The sequence below is a fragment of the Endozoicomonas sp. SCSIO W0465 genome (assembly GCF_023716865.1).
Taxonomy (GTDB): Bacteria; Pseudomonadota; Gammaproteobacteria; order Pseudomonadales; family Endozoicomonadaceae; genus Endozoicomonas.
The window spans coordinates 5,842,923-5,860,139 of the sequence record NZ_CP092417.1 but is presented as its reverse complement, the minus strand read 5'-3'; the positions used below and the strand labels follow the sequence as shown (position 1 = coordinate 5,860,139).

The window sequence follows — 17,217 nt, the reverse complement described above, 5'->3', positions numbered from 1 at the left end:
CTGCTCACAGCCCTTGAATAACAAGGGGTTGGTAGTGGTAGACTGTTTTTTTAAATCCCATTAAATTCCGCACAAGCCCAGTAGAAAGTGGGGGCAAAAGTGGGGGCAAATTTCAGAGCAGTCAGAACAATAAAAACAGGTGGAGTTCATGGCAAAGCTGTCCGTGCTGGCGCTGAAAAGCATTAAGAAAAGGCTAACTGAAAAAGTGAGTGGTCGCGGTGATGGGGCGCTGCTGTTTGAAAAGCGCAAAAGCGGAACTATTGAGGTGTACTACCGCTATAAATATCAAGACAAAGATTCCTCGATCAAACTCGGCAATTACAAAGTCACCAACGATGGAGCTGGGTATACCCTTGCTGAATGCCGCGACAAGGCTCAGGACCTTGCCCGCTTGCGTCGCCAATGCGGCGGTGATCTGAAAGGCTACCTGGAAGCCGAGGAGCACAAGAAGGAACAGCAGAAGCTCGAAGAGCAACAGCGGCAGGAAATGGAAGCCCGTAAAGGTTCATTTGCCGACCTGATGGAATCCTACGTACTGGATCAACAGGCTCAGGGTAAAGAGAGCGCCCACCAGTCCCGTCAAGCCTTCAGACTGAATGTACTTGATGCCTATCCCATGATTGCGTCTAAAAAGGCCAAGGATGTGACACCGGACGATATTGTCACCATTTTGGCAGCGATCCACCAGCGGGGCTCTGAAGTGGAATCCGTTCGGGTTCGGGCGTTGCTTCACGCCTGCTTCAACTTTGGCATCAAGGGCGACTACGATCCAACGCGGATTGCCGAAAAGCGATTCTATATCCAGCATAACCCGGTGACAGCCACCAAGAAAAACACCAAGGCCTCTAAACCCGGCAACCGCGTATTGAGCCATGAAGAGGTCCGACTACTCTGGCACAACATTGGCGATACCCATCGCGTCGGCTTTGTCCTGGCCTGTGCAATACGCTTTATGCTGGCCACCGCTGGTCAAAGACCCAAACAGTTACTCCGGGCAACCTGGGAGGACTACGACTTTCAGCGAAACTGCGTTACCCTGATAGACCGAAAGGGACGGCAGGGAACGGAAAAGATACATGTGGTACCGCTAACCGGCAGGGCAATGGCGATCCTGCGAGCCGTAAGAGAAATCTCCGGTTCATACCCGTGGCCGTTTTGCTCGGGCGTTAAAGGCCGTAGCGGCGCCACTAAGGGTCAACTGATGCCGCTTACCCTGGAGTCGCTGAAGAACGGTTTTATCCGCTATAACAAGGCACTCTCTGAACAGGCCTCAGCTGAGGGAAAACCGGCACCAGAGCCTTTTACGGCCAGGGACATTCGCCGCACGGTTAAAAACCTGATGATTGATGCCGGGGTTAACCGGGAACAGAGAAACCTGCTTCAGTCCCACGCACAGAGCGGTGTGGACGTGAAGCATTACGACCGGCATGAGCATCTGCCAGAGAAGCGGGAAAGCATCCGCCGATACGATGCCCTGCTGGATAAAATCCTGAAAGGGGAAGAGACCACCCTGGTGGATATAGATACCTACCGCCAGCAAAAAGAACTCAGCTTTTCATAATCAACTAACAGGGAACACTGCCATGAAACCAGACAGCAGCCCCCAATACATCACCGACGATCAGGGCAACCGGGTATCCGTCGTCTTACCGGTGGACGACTACCAGGAACTACTGGACGACCTTGAAGACCTTGCCGCCGTCGCCGAGCGCCGGGATGAAGAATCCATTGCCCACGATGATGTGCTTAAGCACCTGAAGGCCAGCGGCAAGCTATGAGCCGTTATACGTTGTGCTGGAAGCGTTCCGCCCTGAAGGAGCTGGAGAAGCTGCCCGGGGCCACGGTGGGCAAGCTGGTGGCACTGGCGGAGTCGCTGGTGGATGAGCCGTTTCCCGATGGCTGTCGCAAGCTGTCCGGCACGGAACATACCTGGCGGGTCAGGGCAGGCAACTATCGTCTGGTGTACCAGATAGACAACGGACAGTTAATTATCGAAGTGATCAAAGTCGGTCACCGTAAGGCGGTTTACCGCTGATTTTTTCTTTGGCCAGTATAGGGTTGTACCCGAAAGGACAGGTTTCCCGGCTGTTTGGACTGGTTGGTTAAAGCGGGAATTAAGGTGATATTTGCGAATGAAATCGTTTGATTACCAATATAATAGCTTGATTCACAGCATAAACTTTCAGATGACCCACATTTCCGCTTGCCTTTCACATCCCAGTGATGAAGAACTTTCAGAAAAGTATTCAAGACTGACCCGTTATTTTGACAAGACCCGAGCTGATTATGCAGAAACCATAAAACTTGATTTTTCTTCCAATATGGAATGTTCAATCAGAACTGATGGTATAGCTCCTAATATTAATGACCCTGAACTGATTGAATACCTGTTGGAGTTAAAAAATAGTGGCCAAAAATTATCTACTGATGACATCCAATCTATTGGATATTCTGATGAATGGCTAGTTGGGGAAATGTCTATTGAACCTGAAGAGGATCTAAATACCATAGGCATCAATGGTGCATTAGAAGGTTATGCCCTGCTTGCCTTTAGCTACAACAAAAAAGCTTTAGACCTGTTAAGTTATGTCCAAATAATAAAATTTGATAATGAAGATGACCAGTGGCACTGCCAAGTTTTTCCATTTCATGAAGCTTGCAGGGAAGATCAGATAAAAAATCTCATGAAGGCTTTCGAGGCGATGATGAGCTCTTGGCACCATCTACATACAGCAAAAATCCTGAAAACACTTCCAAGTTTAGAATACATAAGCTCACCGATTGTTAGTTCGAGCTTTATAGAAGAACAGGCAAAACTGTTAGCAGACGATATTGCAACCAAAAAGGCTAGAGAAAGAGCTGTTTCACGGCATGCTGACAACCATAAAAAGCAAGAAAGGGTAATTGAGGTATATGAAAGCGGGGAATACAAGAAGCAGTACCAAACCCCTTATCAAAAGACAAAAACAGCAAAAAGGATTCTCAGACATGTTAACGAATGGTGCAGGTCTGAAGGTATTCCGATATACCAAGAAACTGGAACTGGTGGAATTAAGACCGTTAAGCAGATCATAGACCGATACGAAAAGAAAAAATCAGTTCCATGCAAATAGCTATCACAAGGCAGCAATCTTACAGCCCCGTGCCCGCAGAAGTCATACTTTTACCGGCAGAAGTATAACTTTTACCGGCAAACGTCCAACTACCACTCTATAACTCACTATTTTCCAGCCATATCCTGACTCCCAAGCCATTCCAGAAAATGCCTTACGGGAGTCAGGGATATGACCACCAGCAACACCCCTTTCAAAAAAAGCAAAACCTGCCCGGTTACTGCTGCTGACCAGAAACCTGCTGTCAGCCAAAGCAGTCACACCAGCACACCCACACCAATGCCTGAGCCGAAAAAGAGCTTGCCACAGGGCGTCGTCTACCTCACCAACCAGCAAGTGCGTAAACGCTACCAGATCGGCAATACCACGCTGTATCGCTGGATTGGTGATGAACAAACCAATTTTCCAAAACCACATCACTTAGGACCGCGCTGCGTCCGCTGGCTTCAATCGGAACTGGAAGCCTGGGAGTCACAACGGGCCTGATTCGGCAACCACCATCCACCGCTCAAATTCGAGCGGTGGATCAATCCGCAAAAAGTGAACCTGAAAAACACCTTTATCAAGTCCATTGGACGGAGTCTTTTACTAATGAAAGTACTACCCCCAAACGGCAGGCAGCTGGTAATTCCCCGCCCTATACGATTGGTCATGCTGTACGTTGGCAGCCCTCAATGCTGGCAGGCAGCTAATAATGCCAAACAGCTCGCTCAACAAAACCATCTTGTTTTGCCGTTGATTACTGATGCCAAAAAATATCATTGGCCCGTGAATGATTGCCCTGTTGTGGTGATTGATTTTAATGATTCAGCACTTACCGATATCGGCATCTTGATCAGTGTACTGCTTCAGGCCGGAGCCAGGTCAGTGGACGTTAAGCAGATCAATAAACCCCAAACCATACGTTATCAGCGTCCAGAGAAGGGGGACAGCTATGCCTGATAAAAATGCAAAGGCTGAGCATGGCCTTGAAGCGGCAGTCATTCAGATTGATCAGGATAACCACATTAGCAGCTTGACCTCTAAAGATGCTTCTTCCAAAGAGAAGGGTAATGAAGCACTGAAAAACATACTCTCAAGCATCAGTGAAGCTATACCCGAAACTGATCTTGAAAGGCGGGAACAAATGACCCCGAACCTTACTAATGTGGAAAGACTCCAGGCTGAAAGCCAGAACTACCAGAGCGATGATCATACCGATGTCGATTCTGAAGTTCCTCCCGAGGGGGTTGGTAGCCCTTTCTATGGAGGGAGTACCAGAAAGCTTCCAACCGAGCTGCTGGAAACAGGTTATGACAAAGAAGAAGATTGGGTGATTAAGGGTTATATTCCCCAGAACGCATTTGGCGTAATCTACGGCCCCTCAGAGTCCTTTAAGTCATTTCATGCGGTAAGCTGGGCTGCCTCTATAGCCAGTGGCAAGCCATGGAACCATATTCACTGCCAGCAGTCACCAGTCTTGTATATTGCGGCTGAAGGCGGCTTCGGTGCCGCCAAGCGAGCCCATGGTTGGAAAATGACGAATAACAATGGTGAGTCCCTGGCATTGCTGCACTCCATCAAAATGCCGGTTTTCATTGGCAGTCCAAAGACGGTGAATGAACTGATCAATACGATCATGGATCTGAATAACCAGATGGGAAAGAAAATATCCGTAGTCTTCATTGATACACTGGCCAGGTGCTTTGGTGGCGCTGATGAGAATAAGACGACCGATATGAACTTGTTTGTCTCAGGCTGCGATAAAATAAAAGCGGAAACTGGCGCAACCATCATTGTTATCCATCACACTGGCAAGAATAAAGAGCGTGATGCAAGAGGATCATCGGCTTTGCGGGCTGCGTGCGACTTTGAATACTGCATTGATCGGCCCGATAAGGGCATGTACTACCTGCTGAAATGTACCAAGTCAAAAGACTCGGAACCTATGCCAACCCAGGCCTTTGATATGACGCCACGGTTTCTCAGGTACGACTCTGATCAGGATGAAGTCACGACTCTGGTCGCCAGTTTGAATGGCCGTGAGCCTCCTGAAGGAGGTGATGCTGATGATAAACCCCTGACCCTGTCGAAAAATCAGGAAGCTTTGTATCAGGCAGTCAGATCAAGAACTGCTTCAGGGGAGCCCACGACAGTAGCTGTTATTCGGGATGATCTTAAGGCACAGAAATTGGCCATCTCCAATTTTTCCAAATGGCTTGAATCACTGGTTTCAAAAGGGCTGATACGTCTGGATGGAGATACATTGATTCCCGTCAACAAGGGCTAGGCACTCGCTCGTCGTCTCGTCACTTATATATATAAACGCACCGACGACGAGCAATCAGCAATACTTTTGGTGGAGCCTTTATGCTGTAGCAGTTTCACTTCAAGGTGCATTTTTTTATAGGGATTTAGGTTCTACAGGGAGGTGGCCATGGGAGGTTGCAACAGTGGCAGAAAGGCCAGCTGCGAAAAAAATGTCGAGGATTACTATACCCTGGACATTTGCTGGCTTTATCGGCAGGGGTTGCTGGAGCCCGGTAAAAAGACGGTTATCCGGTTTGGCAAGTCCTTCGCTATCAGGATGAAATGTAAGCCCCGGTTCTGGGGCTGGAAGCAGTGTCTGCGTGTTGAGTACCCGGTCTGGAATGATGCCGGGAAAATTGAGACAAGGGAGCAGGTGATCGGTTTTGAATGGGTCAGCACCCTGAAAGGAAAAACCCGCAGAGCCTACTTCTACTGCCCTATGTTGGAAATTCGTTCTGGCAAGCTGTTGATGGGGAGGAATGGCTTTGCCCATCGGCGCTGGTATGGGCCGATGTATTACACTCAGACACTGGGGCATTTTGATCGAGCCATACATACTTGCAGTGCAATCAGGGACAAGCTGGGCAGTGCAGCAACCGAATTGGCTACCGATCCACCTGACAGGCCCAAAGGGATGCACCAAAAGACTTACCGGAAGTACCTGAGAAAGCACCGTAGAGCCGCTTGGCCTGCTGTTGCCCGAATGGGGGAAGGCTAAGTTTGATGCAGAGCAACCACTGTGGATCCCCTCTGTTTATCCCTTCCCCAATTATGCGACAATGCCCCAAAACCCAATGCCGTGACCGGATGCACCGCCATGCCCATCGACAAATCCAGGCTTACTGAGTCCGATATCATTTCCAAGTTTATCCTCCCGGCGATCAAAGACGCAGGCTGGGATGATATGACCCAGATCCGCCAGGAAGTGAAGCTGCGCGATGGCAAGGTAGTGGTGCGTGGTCAGGCGGCTGCCCGCAAAAAGGTGAAGTCGGCGGATATTGTTCTCTACCATAAGCCCGGTTTGCCGCTGGCGGTGGTGGAAGCCAAAGCCAATCAGCATGAGATCGGCAAAGGGATGCAACAGGCGCTGGACTATGCCCGTCTGCTGGATGTGCCATTTGCCTTTGCTTCCAACGGCAATGGTTTTATCTTCCATGACAAAACCAACCCGGCCGCACTGGAAACCGAGATCCGCCTCGAAGACTTTCCCTCGCCAGAACAGCTCTGGCAAAAGCTCTGCATCTGGAAAGGCTATACCGAACAACAACTGACCATTATCACTCAGGATTATTACGACGATGGCAGCGGCAAGTCGCCCCGTTACTATCAGCTACAGGCCATCAACAAAACCGTAGAAGCAATCTCAGCAGGTCAGGATCGGGTACTGCTGGTGATGGCAACGGGCACCGGCAAAACCTACACTGCCTTCCAGATCATCTGGCGACTGTGGAAGGCCAAAAGCAAAAAGCGCATCCTGTTCCTGGCAGATCGCAATGTGCTGGTGGACCAGACTCGCATCAACGACTTCCAGCCTTTCGGCACGGCCATGACCAAAATCACCGGCCGCAAGGTAGACCCGGCTTACGAAATCCACCTGGCGCTGTACCAGGCACTCACCGGCCCGGAAGAACACCAGAAAGCCTACAAACAGGTCAACCCGGACTTCTTTGACCTGATCGTTATAGACGAATGCCACCGGGGCAGCGCCGCTGAAGACAGTGCCTGGCGGGAGATTCTCGAATACTTCAACAGCGCCACCCAGATCGGCCTTACCGCCACACCGAAAGAAACCGATGAGGTTTCCAACACCGATTACTTTGGTGAACCGGTCTACACCTACTCCCTGAAAGAAGGCATTGAAGACGGCTTCCTGGCACCCTACAAAGTGGTTCGTGTCGATCTGGATGTAGATCTGCAAGGCTGGCGCCCCACCAAAGGCCAGACTGACAAACACGGTGAGGTGATCGAAGACCGTATCTACAACCAGAAAGACTTTGACCGCACTCTGGTGATCGACGAACGTACCCAGCTGGTGGCACAGACCATCACCAGCTACCTGAAACGCACCGACCCCATGGCCAAGACCATCGTCTTCTGTAACGACATTGACCATGCCGAGCGGATGCGTCGGGCACTGATCAACCTGAACCCGGAACAGGTGGCCAAAAACGACAAGTATGTGATGAAGATTACCGGCGATGACGACCTGGGCAAGGCGCAGCTGGACAACTTCATCAACCCCAAAAAGCCCTACCCGGTGATTGCCACCACATCGGAACTGATGACCACTGGCGTCGATGCCAAAACCTGCAAACTGGTGGTGCTGGACCAGTCCATCCAGTCCATGACCAAGTTTAAACAGATCATTGGCCGTGGTACCCGGATTGATGACCGCGACAACAAGTTATGGTTCACCATTCTGGATATCAAAAAGGCGACAGAGCTGTTTGCCGATGAGCGTTTTGACGGCATCCCGGAAAAAGTCATTAATACCAGCAGCCAGACCATTAACAGTGATGACGATGAACTGGATAGCATCCTCAACAACCCTGCCGATGAGGAGTCCGATCATTCAGTAAATGAAGAGCCTGGCTCGTACAATGTCAGCAGCACTGACTCTTCATCAACCGATATAGACACCTCAGGCTTTGATGACGAGAACAAGGTCCGCAAATTCCATGTCAATGGCGTCACCGTAAAAGCCATCGCCGAACGGGTGCAGTACTATGACACCGATGGCAAACTGGTCACCGAATCGTTCCGGGATTACACCCGCAAAACCATGGCCAGGCAATTCACCTCGCTGGATGAATTTATCAAAAGGTGGCAGTCTGCCGGGCGCAAACAGGCCATTATTGATGAACTGGAAAACGAAGGTATCCTCTGGGAAGTGCTGGCGGACGAAGTGGGCAAAGATCTCGACCCCTTCGACCTGATCTGCCATGTGGTCTACGACCAGCCGCCACTGACCCGCAAAGAGCGGGCGGAGAACGTGAAGAAACGCAACTACTTCACCAAATACTCCGACACGGCACAGACGGTTCTTAATACCCTGCTGGATAAATACGCCGATGCCGGTGTGCAGGAGATCGAGAACAAGAATGTTCTGAAAGTGGCACCCTTTACTGCCATTGGCCGCCCTATCGAGATCGTCAAGAAAGGCTTTGGCAAACCGGCGGATTACGAACAGGCCATCAGCGAGCTGGAAGCGGAAATATACCGCTCTGCCTGACGGGAACCGCTTGGATACTTCACTAGTCATAGTTACTATGAATACTTTAAAGGTTGAGGAGCGACCACTGGCACAGGATGTCCGGTTTTCAGACTGCGAACTGATTGTCAGCCTGGTGGATGGGCGGACAATTTCTGTACCCGTTACCTGGTTCCCGACATTGGCCAACGCCAGCGAGGCACAGCGCAACAACTGGCAGCTGCTGGGCGGTGGTGATGGCATTCACTGGCCAGATCTTGATGAAGACCTGAGTGTGCGTGGCCTGTTGCTCGGAACCCGCTAACCTTTCTTAATCCGACTTACCCAGCCTTTCTTTGCGCCTGTTATCATACCGGCGCCGAATGACGTTTAAGAGACCCCCCATGTCCATCAGTTCCGTGATCAAATCCATCCAGGACATCATGCGCAAAGACGCCGGTGTCGATGGTGATGCCCAGCGCCTTGGCCAGATGTCCTGGCTGCTGTTCCTGAAAATCTTCGATGCCCAGGAAGAAGAGCTGGAGTTCGAGTTGGACGACTACCGCTCACCCATTCCCGAAGAATACCTCTGGCGCAACTGGGCAGCAGATAAACAAGGGATGACCGGCGATGAACTATTGTCGTTTATCAACAACGACCTGTTCCCGGACCTGAAAAACCTGATCGCCCCTGTGGATAAAAACCCCCGGGGCTTTGTGGTGAAGGAAGCCTTCAGCGACGCCTTCAACTACATGAAAAACGGCACCCTGCTGCGTCAGGTGATCAACAAGCTGAACGAGGTGGACTTTACCGACTCCAAGGAACGACACCTGTTCGGCGATATCTACGAGCAGATTCTGCGGGACCTGCAAAGTGCCGGTAATGCCGGTGAATTTTATACGCCCCGGGCCGTCACCCGCTTTATGGTCAACCGCATCAATCCGCAACTGGGCGAAAGCATTATGGACCCGGCTTGTGGCACCGGCGGCTTTCTCGCCTGCTCGGTGGATCATCTGAAAGACCAGGTAAAAACCGCCGCCGATCACCAGACCCTGCAAAAACAGATTCACGGCGTGGAAAAAAAGCAGCTGCCTCATCTGCTCTGTACTACCAATATGCTGCTCCACGGCATCGAGGTGCCGGTACAGATCAAACACGGCAACACCCTGAACAAGCCGCTCTCCAGTTGGGATGATCAGGTAGACGTCATTGTCACCAATCCTCCATTCGGCGGCACCGAGGAAGATGGCATTGAGAAAAACTTCCCAGCGGAAATGCAGACCCGGGAAACGGCTGACCTGTTCTTGCAGTTGATTATCGAGATATTGAAAGACGGTGGCCGTGCAGCCGTAGTACTGCCCGATGGCACCCTGTTTGGCGAGGGCGTCAAAACCAAAATCAAAAAACTGCTGACAGAAGCGTGCAACCTGCACACCATCGTGCGCCTGCCCAACGGCGTGTTTAACCCTTACACCGGCATCAAAACCAATATCCTGTTCTTTACTAAAGGTCAGCCAACGAAGGATATCTGGTTCTACGAACACCCTTACCCGGCAGGCGTAAAGAACTACAGCAAAACCCGCCCAATGAAGTTTGAAGAATTTCAGCAGGAGATGGACTGGTGGGGCAATGAGGCGGGCGGTTTTGCCGCACGGGTAGAAAATGAGCAAGCCTGGAAGGTCAGTATCGACGAGGTGACCGCCCGTAACTTCAATCTGGACATTAAAAACCCCCATGTGGGCGAAATCATCAGCCACGATCCGGACGAACTGCTGGCCAGCTACCAGCAACAGCAGCAGGAACTGGAAGGGCTGCTTGGACAGTTACAAACTATCCTTGGCGAAGCACTGACCAACCGGAACGGGAGATAACGTGGCCGACACCGACCTTAACATTGCCATTTATGAAGCCAGCCAGGGGAATATTCAGGTACTACTGGACCAGGAAACCATCTGGCTGTCCCAGAGGCAACTGGCAGAGCTGCTGGAAACCAGTATTGATAACATCAGCCTGCACCTGAAAAACATCTACAAAGAGGGCGAGCTCACCGCCGGGGCAACTACCGAGGATTACTCGATAGTTCAGCAGGAAGGCCAGCGGCAGGTACGCCGGAAGGTCAAACATTACAACCTGGACGCCATTATCTCCGTGGCTTACCGGGTTAACTCCCGCAAAGGCACCCAGTTTCGCCAGTGGGCCACCAGCACCCTGAAAGAGCACCTGACCCGTGGTTACACCATTAACCAGCAGCGGTTCGAGCAGAACGCCCAAGAGCTGGAAGCGGCCCTGAAGCTGGTGCGCAAAGCGGCGGCCTCCCCGGAATTGCAGGCGGATACCGGTCGTGGGCTGGTGGAGATTATCAGCCGCTATACCCAGACCTTTCTCTGGCTGCAACGCTATGACGAAGGCAAGCTGAACGAACCCCATGGCCAGCATGGCGGCACCCTGCCCACGGTGCAGGAGGCCAGTAACGATCTGGCGACCCTGAAACAGCAGCTGATGGCAAAAGGCGAAGCCACTGACCTGTTTGCCCGCCCCCGGGGCGATGGCCTGGGCGCTCTGCTCGGTAACCTGGATCAGAGTGCCTTTGGTGAACCCGCCTACCCGACCATTGAAAGCAAGGCAGCGCACCTGTTGTACTTTGTGGTTAAGAACCACCCATTTACCGATGGCAACAAGCGCAGCGGGGCTTTTCTGTTTGTGGACTTTCTGCACCGCAATGGTCGTCTGTTCAATCAAAACGGCGAGCCGGTGATTAACGACATTGGCCTTTCTGCCCTGACCCTGCTGGTGGCGGAATCCGACCCCAAACACAAAGAAACCCTGATCCGCCTGATTATGAATATGCTGGCTCCGGAAGCTGAACAATGAATGCCCTGATTACCCAAAACCTTTCTACCCTGGCGCTGGTGGTGCAGAACAAATCCGCTTCTGGCCGGGGTTCCAGTAAAAAGATTGACCTTTATGGCATTAAGAAACTGCGGGAGCTGATTCTGGAGCTGGCGGTGCGGGGGAAGTTGGTGCCGCAGTGTCCGGAGGATGAACCTGCTTCTGTTTTGCTGGAGCGGATTGAAACAGAAAGGCAAAAAATGATCATAGAGAAGAAAATCTCTAAGCCAAAACCTTTACCTGCAATATCTGATTCAGAGGAGCCATTTGCATTAGCTGATGGATGGAAGTGGGTAAGACTTGGAGAAATTTTACATATTTCATCGGGCAACGGACTGACTGCCAAGGAAATGAATAGTGAAGGTGCTATTCCAGTCTATGGTGGAAATGGCATTACCGGATATCATGACCAGGCGAATGTAAATGAAAGAACTCTTGTTATAGGAAGGGTTGGGTTTTATTGCGGATCCATTCATATCACTCCGCAAGAAGCTTGGGTTACAGACAATGCGTTCATTACAACCTTTCCAGAAAATTGCATTTTCTTGAACTATTTAGCTTGGTTATTAAAGGCCACAAATCTGAATGAAAATGATAGTGCTACAGCACAACCTGTTATCTCTGGCCGTAAAATATACCCTATCGTTGTTGCACTCCCCCCAAAAAGCGAACAACATCGCATCGTCGCCAAAGTCGATGAGCTAATGGCCCTGTGCGACCAGATTGAACAGCAGACCGAAGCCAGCCTGTCCGCCCATACGACACTGGTAGAAAACCTGCTGGCAACCCTCACCACCAGCGCCAATGCCGAAGAGCTGAAACAGAACTGGCAACGCATCGCCAGCCACTTCACCACCCTGTTCACCACCGGGGCGAGCATCGACCAGCTCAAGCAGACCATCCTGCAACTGGCCGTGATGGGCAAGCTGGTACCCCAAGACCCCAACGACGAACCCGCCGCCAAACTGCTGGAGCGTATCGCCGCCGAAAAAGCCCAGCTGGTTAAAGAAGGCAAAATCAAAAAGCAGAAGCCGTTGCCGCCGATTGTTGAGGATGAAAAGCCGTTTAAGCTTCCGAATGGTTGGAGTTTCGTCCGACTTGGAGATCTCACATCAAAAATGGGTTCAGGCAGCACACCTCGTGGCGGAAAAAGTGCTTATGTTGATAATGGCATACCATTTTTACGTTCACAGAATGTATGGAATGATGGGCTTGATTTATCAGATATCGCATATATCACTGTAGAAACACATGTGAAAATGGAGAATACAAGGGTCATACCTGGAGATGTTTTGCTCAATATCACAGGAGCATCACTCGGCCGTACCGTAGTTTTCCCGCCCGATCTGAAAGCTGTCTCTTGATCACAAATAGCTACCTTGTTCTATCATTTCTCACTGATAAAACAGGTCATGCTTCCACTTTCTCCTAAACCATGGTCAGAACTAACTTTTGGATGTGCTGATTTGGGTGATACTCGACGTACAAAACGACTTGTCAAAGTTGCTGCCGAGCTTTCAGCTCATACCGGTAATTCTTTGTCATCTTCATGCGAAGGTTATACCGCACTGGTAACTGGAGCTTACCGGCTGATTGAGAATGAGGCCGTAAAGCCTGAAGCAATAGCTGAGGCAGGCTTTCAGGCAACTGCCAAAATAGCGAGACAGTCTCGCCTACTTCTGGCTCTCGAAGATACAACAACCCTGGGTTATAAACATGCTGTCAGATCCGAGCTTGGTGATCTTGGAGGTCCTGAAGGCTCTAAAACCAGAGGATTCCACGTCCACTCTGTCTTCTTGGTTGATGCGGATACAGAGCGAAGCATTGGGCTTATTGATCAAGAACGATGGGTTAGAGAGGACGTTCAGCGGGGGAAAAAGAACCAACGTCGTCAGCTACCTTACGAGGGAAAGGAAAGCTTTAAGTGGCAAAGAGCCTCTGAAAACACAGAACAAAGGATGGGGGGTAAAATGCCTGACATCATCAGTGTTTGCGACCGGGAGGCGGATATATACGAATATATGCACTACAAACTGGATAACCGACAGCGGTTTGTTGTAAGAGCTACACAAAACAGAATCCTGGTGGATGGCGAACTCTTATTATTTGATTCCTTAGCTCAGACTGAAGTGTTGGGGAAATATACGATAGTGGTTCCTCAAAAAGGAGGTAGAAAGAAGCGAAAGGCAACGCTGCAGGTCAAAAGAAAGAAGATGACAATACAGGCGCCGCAAAGGCCAGGCGGCAGGCCGGAACCGGTAACTATGAATATTGTGTCGGCTGAAGAGATTGGCAATGACTCCGAAGACCGTTTGCACTGGGTACTATTGACAACTGAAGATATTGAAACATTCGAAGACTGTCGCTCTATCATTCGATTTTACGAGCTCCGATGGCGAATAGAAGAGTTCCATAAGGCTTGGAAATCGGGAGCAGGAGTAGAAAGGCTTCGTCTGCAATCTCCGGATAACATTGAACGACTTGCGGTCATATTAATGTTTGTCGCTGTCAGACTAATGCAAATCCGTGAAGCATTAATGTTACCGAATGACAGGCAGCACAAAGACAGAAAGCTTTGGAGTGAAAAAACACTCGCGAATGAGGTGGTCAGTGATGATGAATGGCAGGTTCTCTGGCTAACCTATGAAAAAAAAGCGTTGCCCGATAAGCCGCCAACAGTCACTTGGCTGCTTCAAACGATTGCTCGGCTTGGTGGTTGGGGTGATTCAAAGCATACAGGGCAGCCCGGCTGGTTAGTGGTATGGGAAGGCTGGGCGAAATTGCAGGATCGGGTAAAAACCTGGCAGATAGCCCGGCAGTTCAGCGCTGGAGAGATGTGATCAAGAGTCAGATCTGAAAGAGGCCAACGTCAGTCAGCACGTAACAATTATCAGGTTGCTAGAATCGGAGATGACTAGTTTTGTGCATACTGCATTACTGTCTCCAATGGTACAAAGCCTTGTTTGGGGACGCCAAGTGGGAATGGCTATAGAGGGACTGAGTAAAAAGGTGTTGGAATGTTTCGAGTTCCCTGTTCCTCCATTGGAGGAACAACATCGCATTACTGCCAAAGTGAACCAACTAATGACCCTCTGCGACCAAATCAAGACCCACCTGCAACATCAGAAGCAAACCCGCCTGCATCTGGCCGATGCCATGGTACATAAAGCACTCAGCTAAGGATTCGCCATGACTTGTTTAGAGAAGTACCAGTCACTGGCGCTGTCTGACGATTACATTTCTGACCCGTTATTACTGGCACTGGCCTGGAAGAAGAGCCAGCAATACATTCGCTCGACCAGTTGGTATGCGGACAACTTTGAGCTGGACTTATCTGCCCTGGATTTAGCGGACAAATGCAAGGAGTGGGCTAAAAATATCAAGGAAGACTCGTTAACCTTTGAAGCCATGCATCTGGTGCCTGCTCCGAAAAGCAGTCCTTGGGCGTTTAAAACCCCTGATGAACTGCGAGCAGACCCGAAACAACCTACACCGATACCCGGTTCCGGGGAAGAGTGCCTGATCTGGGTTCCTGCTCCTGCTAAAGACGCCAAAGCAGATGATAAAAAAGTTCCTCTTAGGCCTTTGGCGCACAATCGTATTCGTGAGCAGACCATGATGACGCTGGTGATGATGTGCCTGGCCAATACGGTTGAAGCTGAACAGGGCGACCCTGGTACGCCTCTTGAGCAGGTTCATGATAAAAAGGTGTTCAGCTACGGTAACCGCCTGCACTGCCAATACGCTAATGGCAAAGCCGAGCACAGCTATGGCGGAACCACGGCATACAGAAAATACTTTACGGATTACCAACAGTTTTTAGCACGGCCTGACCACTTTGCAGAGCTGGCCAGCGATGAGATAAACGATGATCAACAGGTTTATGTCGTTGAAATCGATCTGTCCAAATTTTTCGACCGGGTTGACAGATCATTACTGGTAGAAAAAATCAAAAAGCTGTCAGCGGATATTAATCCTGAATCGCAAATTATTGTTAATAAGCTGCTAAGCGCATTTGCAGACTGGGAGTGGTCGGATTCAGCAAAGAACCAGTACCAGGCACTATATGGAGAACCCGCCCCCAAGGGTTTGCCGCAAGGTCTGGTGGCATCCGGCTTTTTTTCCAATATCTACCTGCTGGGTTTTGATCAAGCCGTGGGTACAGAAATCGGTAAGCCCTTCAAGCCCAAAGGTGCCCCGTTCCCCATTGAATTAATCGACTACTGCCGCTACGTGGATGACCTGCGTCTGGTGATTTCTGCGCCTACGGTTAAGCCAGGCTCGGAGGTTACCAAGCAGTCAATCCAAAAGGCGGCTGAGGGGTTTATTAAGGCGTATCTCGAAAAGACCGGGTTGAAAAAATTAAAACTCAATGAGAGCAAAACAAAGCTTAACGCTTATCGCAAACGCAGCCATGGTATTTCCAGCGAACTCAGCAAAATGCAAAGTCGGTTAAGCGGCCCGATATCTTTTGATGACGCGATGGATAACCTGGGAGTACTGAATTCGCTGCTATCCGTTGGTGGCTCGGGTACACCTCAGGATGATGGCAGTGGCTGTCGCCTCAACAGACTGGCCCAAGTTGAAAGCGACCATCTCGACCTGCGAGAAGAAACGGTCAAGCGATTCGCTGCCAATAAGATCGCCAAGCTGCTGAAAGTTGCTCGTCATTTTAGCGCCCATGATGTCGATAGCAGTGGGCGACCTGTGCCGGGTAATTGGGCTCATCAGCAAGAGCAGTTTGCCCGACGCTTTATTGCCTGCTGGAGTTACGACCCATCGCTGGTATTGTTGCTGAAAAAAGGGCTGGAGCTGTTCCCCTGTACCCGAGTGCTTGAGCCTGTATTGGAACAACTAAGACCACGCTTAGCAGACCCTGACCTCAGTATACGGGCAGTTACCAGATACTGTCTGGCAGAAATATTTCGACATGCCGCCACGGTTATCCATCAAAAAGACCGGCATGAGATTCCGGTTCATGCCCATATCGATAGTTTCTTTGAACAGTTACAGCACGAAGCAGCAAATGTACTCAAACCCGACAGCACCAGTAAATCGGCTACTGACTTTGATCTGCTGGCGGAACAGGCCCGGTTTCTGTTGCTGATCAGGCTGGACAGCAGTTTAGAAACACCCGACAGTAAGCCAGAACACGATCTGATTTTTAAACTGGCGTCTGGCTTTCGCAATATCACAATCCCGCAAGGTATGAGCGAAGCTAGCATTGCTGCCTGCATTATTCTGGCTGAACAGTTGGTTGAAGATAATAAACCCCTGCTTCGAGCCGTGGGTAGCTTGCTGGCAACACGGGTTGATGATGTTATCGGGATTTTAAACCGACTTGCCGAGCAGCAGTTTGCTTTTTTCCAGTCGCTTATTCTGCATGCCAGAGGAGTGAAGTATGAATGGGTTAATCAGGAGGCTATCAAAGCATTTGCCAAACTGTGGGGCGTCGATAAAAGGCTATGGTCGAAGAAATTAGAGAAAATAGAGGGCGAACAATCACTGTTGAGGCTGATTCAGCGACATGACAATCCCTTTGCCAATGAAGTGATGGCATTAAAGCTGATGAAGGCGCTGCTGGATAATGAGAAATGGCAACAAGAAGTTAAGTCGGATTCACTGATTGATCTGGCCGAAACCAGAGTTACGTTTGACGATTACGCCAATCCACCCAAATTTGAGGCATTTGGTGCTGAGTCTGGGTTATCAGTCATTGTTAAGTTGTAACTGTTC

Annotated in this window: 16 protein-coding genes; all 16 read left to right on the top strand. The window is 50.3% G+C overall.

Translation table 11 applies throughout. The annotated features are described in order from the left end of the window. Positions 1–148 precede the first annotated feature (148 nt). The 16 genes from MJO57_RS26265 to MJO57_RS26190 all read left to right on the top strand — a co-directional run bounded on the left by MJO57_RS26265 (position 149) and on the right by MJO57_RS26190 (position 17,211). Positions 149–1,561, top strand: a complete 1,413-nt coding sequence (locus tag MJO57_RS26265; RefSeq protein WP_252019983.1) for a tyrosine-type recombinase/integrase — start codon at positions 149–151, stop codon at positions 1,559–1,561. Positions 1,562–1,583: 22 nt separating this feature from the next. Further along, positions 1,584–1,778 (top strand): hypothetical protein, encoded by a 195-nt coding sequence (locus tag MJO57_RS26260; protein ID WP_252019982.1) that lies wholly within the window; start codon positions 1,584–1,586, stop codon positions 1,776–1,778. Continuing rightward, the gene (locus MJO57_RS26255; RefSeq protein ID WP_252019980.1) at positions 1,775–2,035 is read left to right on the top strand and encodes a type II toxin-antitoxin system RelE/ParE family toxin; all 261 of its coding nucleotides are present in this window, start codon (positions 1,775–1,777) and stop codon (positions 2,033–2,035) included. The genes MJO57_RS26260 and MJO57_RS26255 overlap by 4 nt, the downstream gene beginning before the upstream one ends. A 151-nt stretch (positions 2,036–2,186) precedes the next feature. Next, the gene (locus MJO57_RS26250) at positions 2,187–3,113 is read left to right on the top strand and encodes a hypothetical protein (RefSeq protein WP_252019978.1); all 927 of its coding nucleotides are present in this window, start codon (positions 2,187–2,189) and stop codon (positions 3,111–3,113) included. Between the two features lie 171 nt (positions 3,114–3,284). Then, the gene (locus tag MJO57_RS26245; RefSeq protein ID WP_252019976.1) at positions 3,285–3,599 is read left to right on the top strand and encodes an AlpA family transcriptional regulator; all 315 of its coding nucleotides are present in this window, start codon (positions 3,285–3,287) and stop codon (positions 3,597–3,599) included. Positions 3,600–3,704: 105 nt separating this feature from the next. Then, a complete protein-coding gene (locus MJO57_RS26240) occupies positions 3,705–4,055 on the top strand; it encodes a hypothetical protein (protein WP_252019974.1) in 351 nt (116 codons plus the stop codon). Next, positions 4,048–5,382, top strand: a complete 1,335-nt coding sequence (locus MJO57_RS26235; protein ID WP_252019972.1) for a helicase RepA family protein — start codon at positions 4,048–4,050, stop codon at positions 5,380–5,382. Before MJO57_RS26240 ends, MJO57_RS26235 begins: the two co-directional genes overlap by 8 nt. A gap of 147 nt (positions 5,383–5,529) precedes the next feature. Beyond that, the gene (locus MJO57_RS26230) at positions 5,530–6,120 is read left to right on the top strand and encodes a hypothetical protein (RefSeq protein WP_252019970.1); all 591 of its coding nucleotides are present in this window, start codon (positions 5,530–5,532) and stop codon (positions 6,118–6,120) included. A 99-nt stretch (positions 6,121–6,219) separates the two neighbouring features. After that, positions 6,220–8,634, top strand: a complete 2,415-nt coding sequence (hsdR, locus tag MJO57_RS26225; RefSeq protein ID WP_252019968.1) for an EcoAI/FtnUII family type I restriction enzme subunit R — start codon at positions 6,220–6,222, stop codon at positions 8,632–8,634. Positions 8,635–8,671: 37 nt separating this feature from the next. Then, on the top strand, positions 8,672–8,917 hold the full coding sequence (locus MJO57_RS26220; protein WP_252019966.1) for a DUF2442 domain-containing protein: 246 nt from the start codon (positions 8,672–8,674) through the stop codon (positions 8,915–8,917). Positions 8,918–8,975: 58 nt separating this feature from the next. Beyond that, positions 8,976–10,463 carry an N-6 DNA methylase gene (locus MJO57_RS26215; RefSeq protein WP_371924689.1) on the top strand — a complete coding sequence of 496 codons (1,488 nt, stop codon included), beginning with the start codon at positions 8,976–8,978 and terminating at the stop codon, positions 10,461–10,463. A gap of 1 nt (position 10,464) precedes the next feature. Then, on the top strand, positions 10,465–11,463 hold the full coding sequence (gene rhuM, locus MJO57_RS26210; protein ID WP_252019962.1) for a RhuM family protein: 999 nt from the start codon (positions 10,465–10,467) through the stop codon (positions 11,461–11,463). Further along, complete coding sequence (locus MJO57_RS26205) at positions 11,460–12,845, top strand: restriction endonuclease subunit S (protein ID WP_252019961.1); 1,386 nt, start codon at positions 11,460–11,462, stop codon at positions 12,843–12,845. The genes rhuM and MJO57_RS26205 overlap by 4 nt, the downstream gene beginning before the upstream one ends. Positions 12,846–12,893: 48 nt before the next feature. Next, positions 12,894–14,321, top strand: a complete 1,428-nt coding sequence (locus tag MJO57_RS26200) for an IS4 family transposase (protein WP_252017676.1) — start codon at positions 12,894–12,896, stop codon at positions 14,319–14,321. Further along, positions 14,308–14,661 carry a restriction endonuclease subunit S gene (locus tag MJO57_RS26195; protein ID WP_371924921.1) on the top strand — a complete coding sequence of 118 codons (354 nt, stop codon included), beginning with the start codon at positions 14,308–14,310 and terminating at the stop codon, positions 14,659–14,661. Before MJO57_RS26200 ends, MJO57_RS26195 begins: the two co-directional genes overlap by 14 nt. A 9-nt stretch (positions 14,662–14,670) precedes the next feature. Next, positions 14,671–17,211 (top strand): RNA-directed DNA polymerase, encoded by a 2,541-nt coding sequence (locus MJO57_RS26190; RefSeq protein WP_252019957.1) that lies wholly within the window; start codon positions 14,671–14,673, stop codon positions 17,209–17,211. Positions 17,212–17,217: the final 6 nt, after the last annotated feature.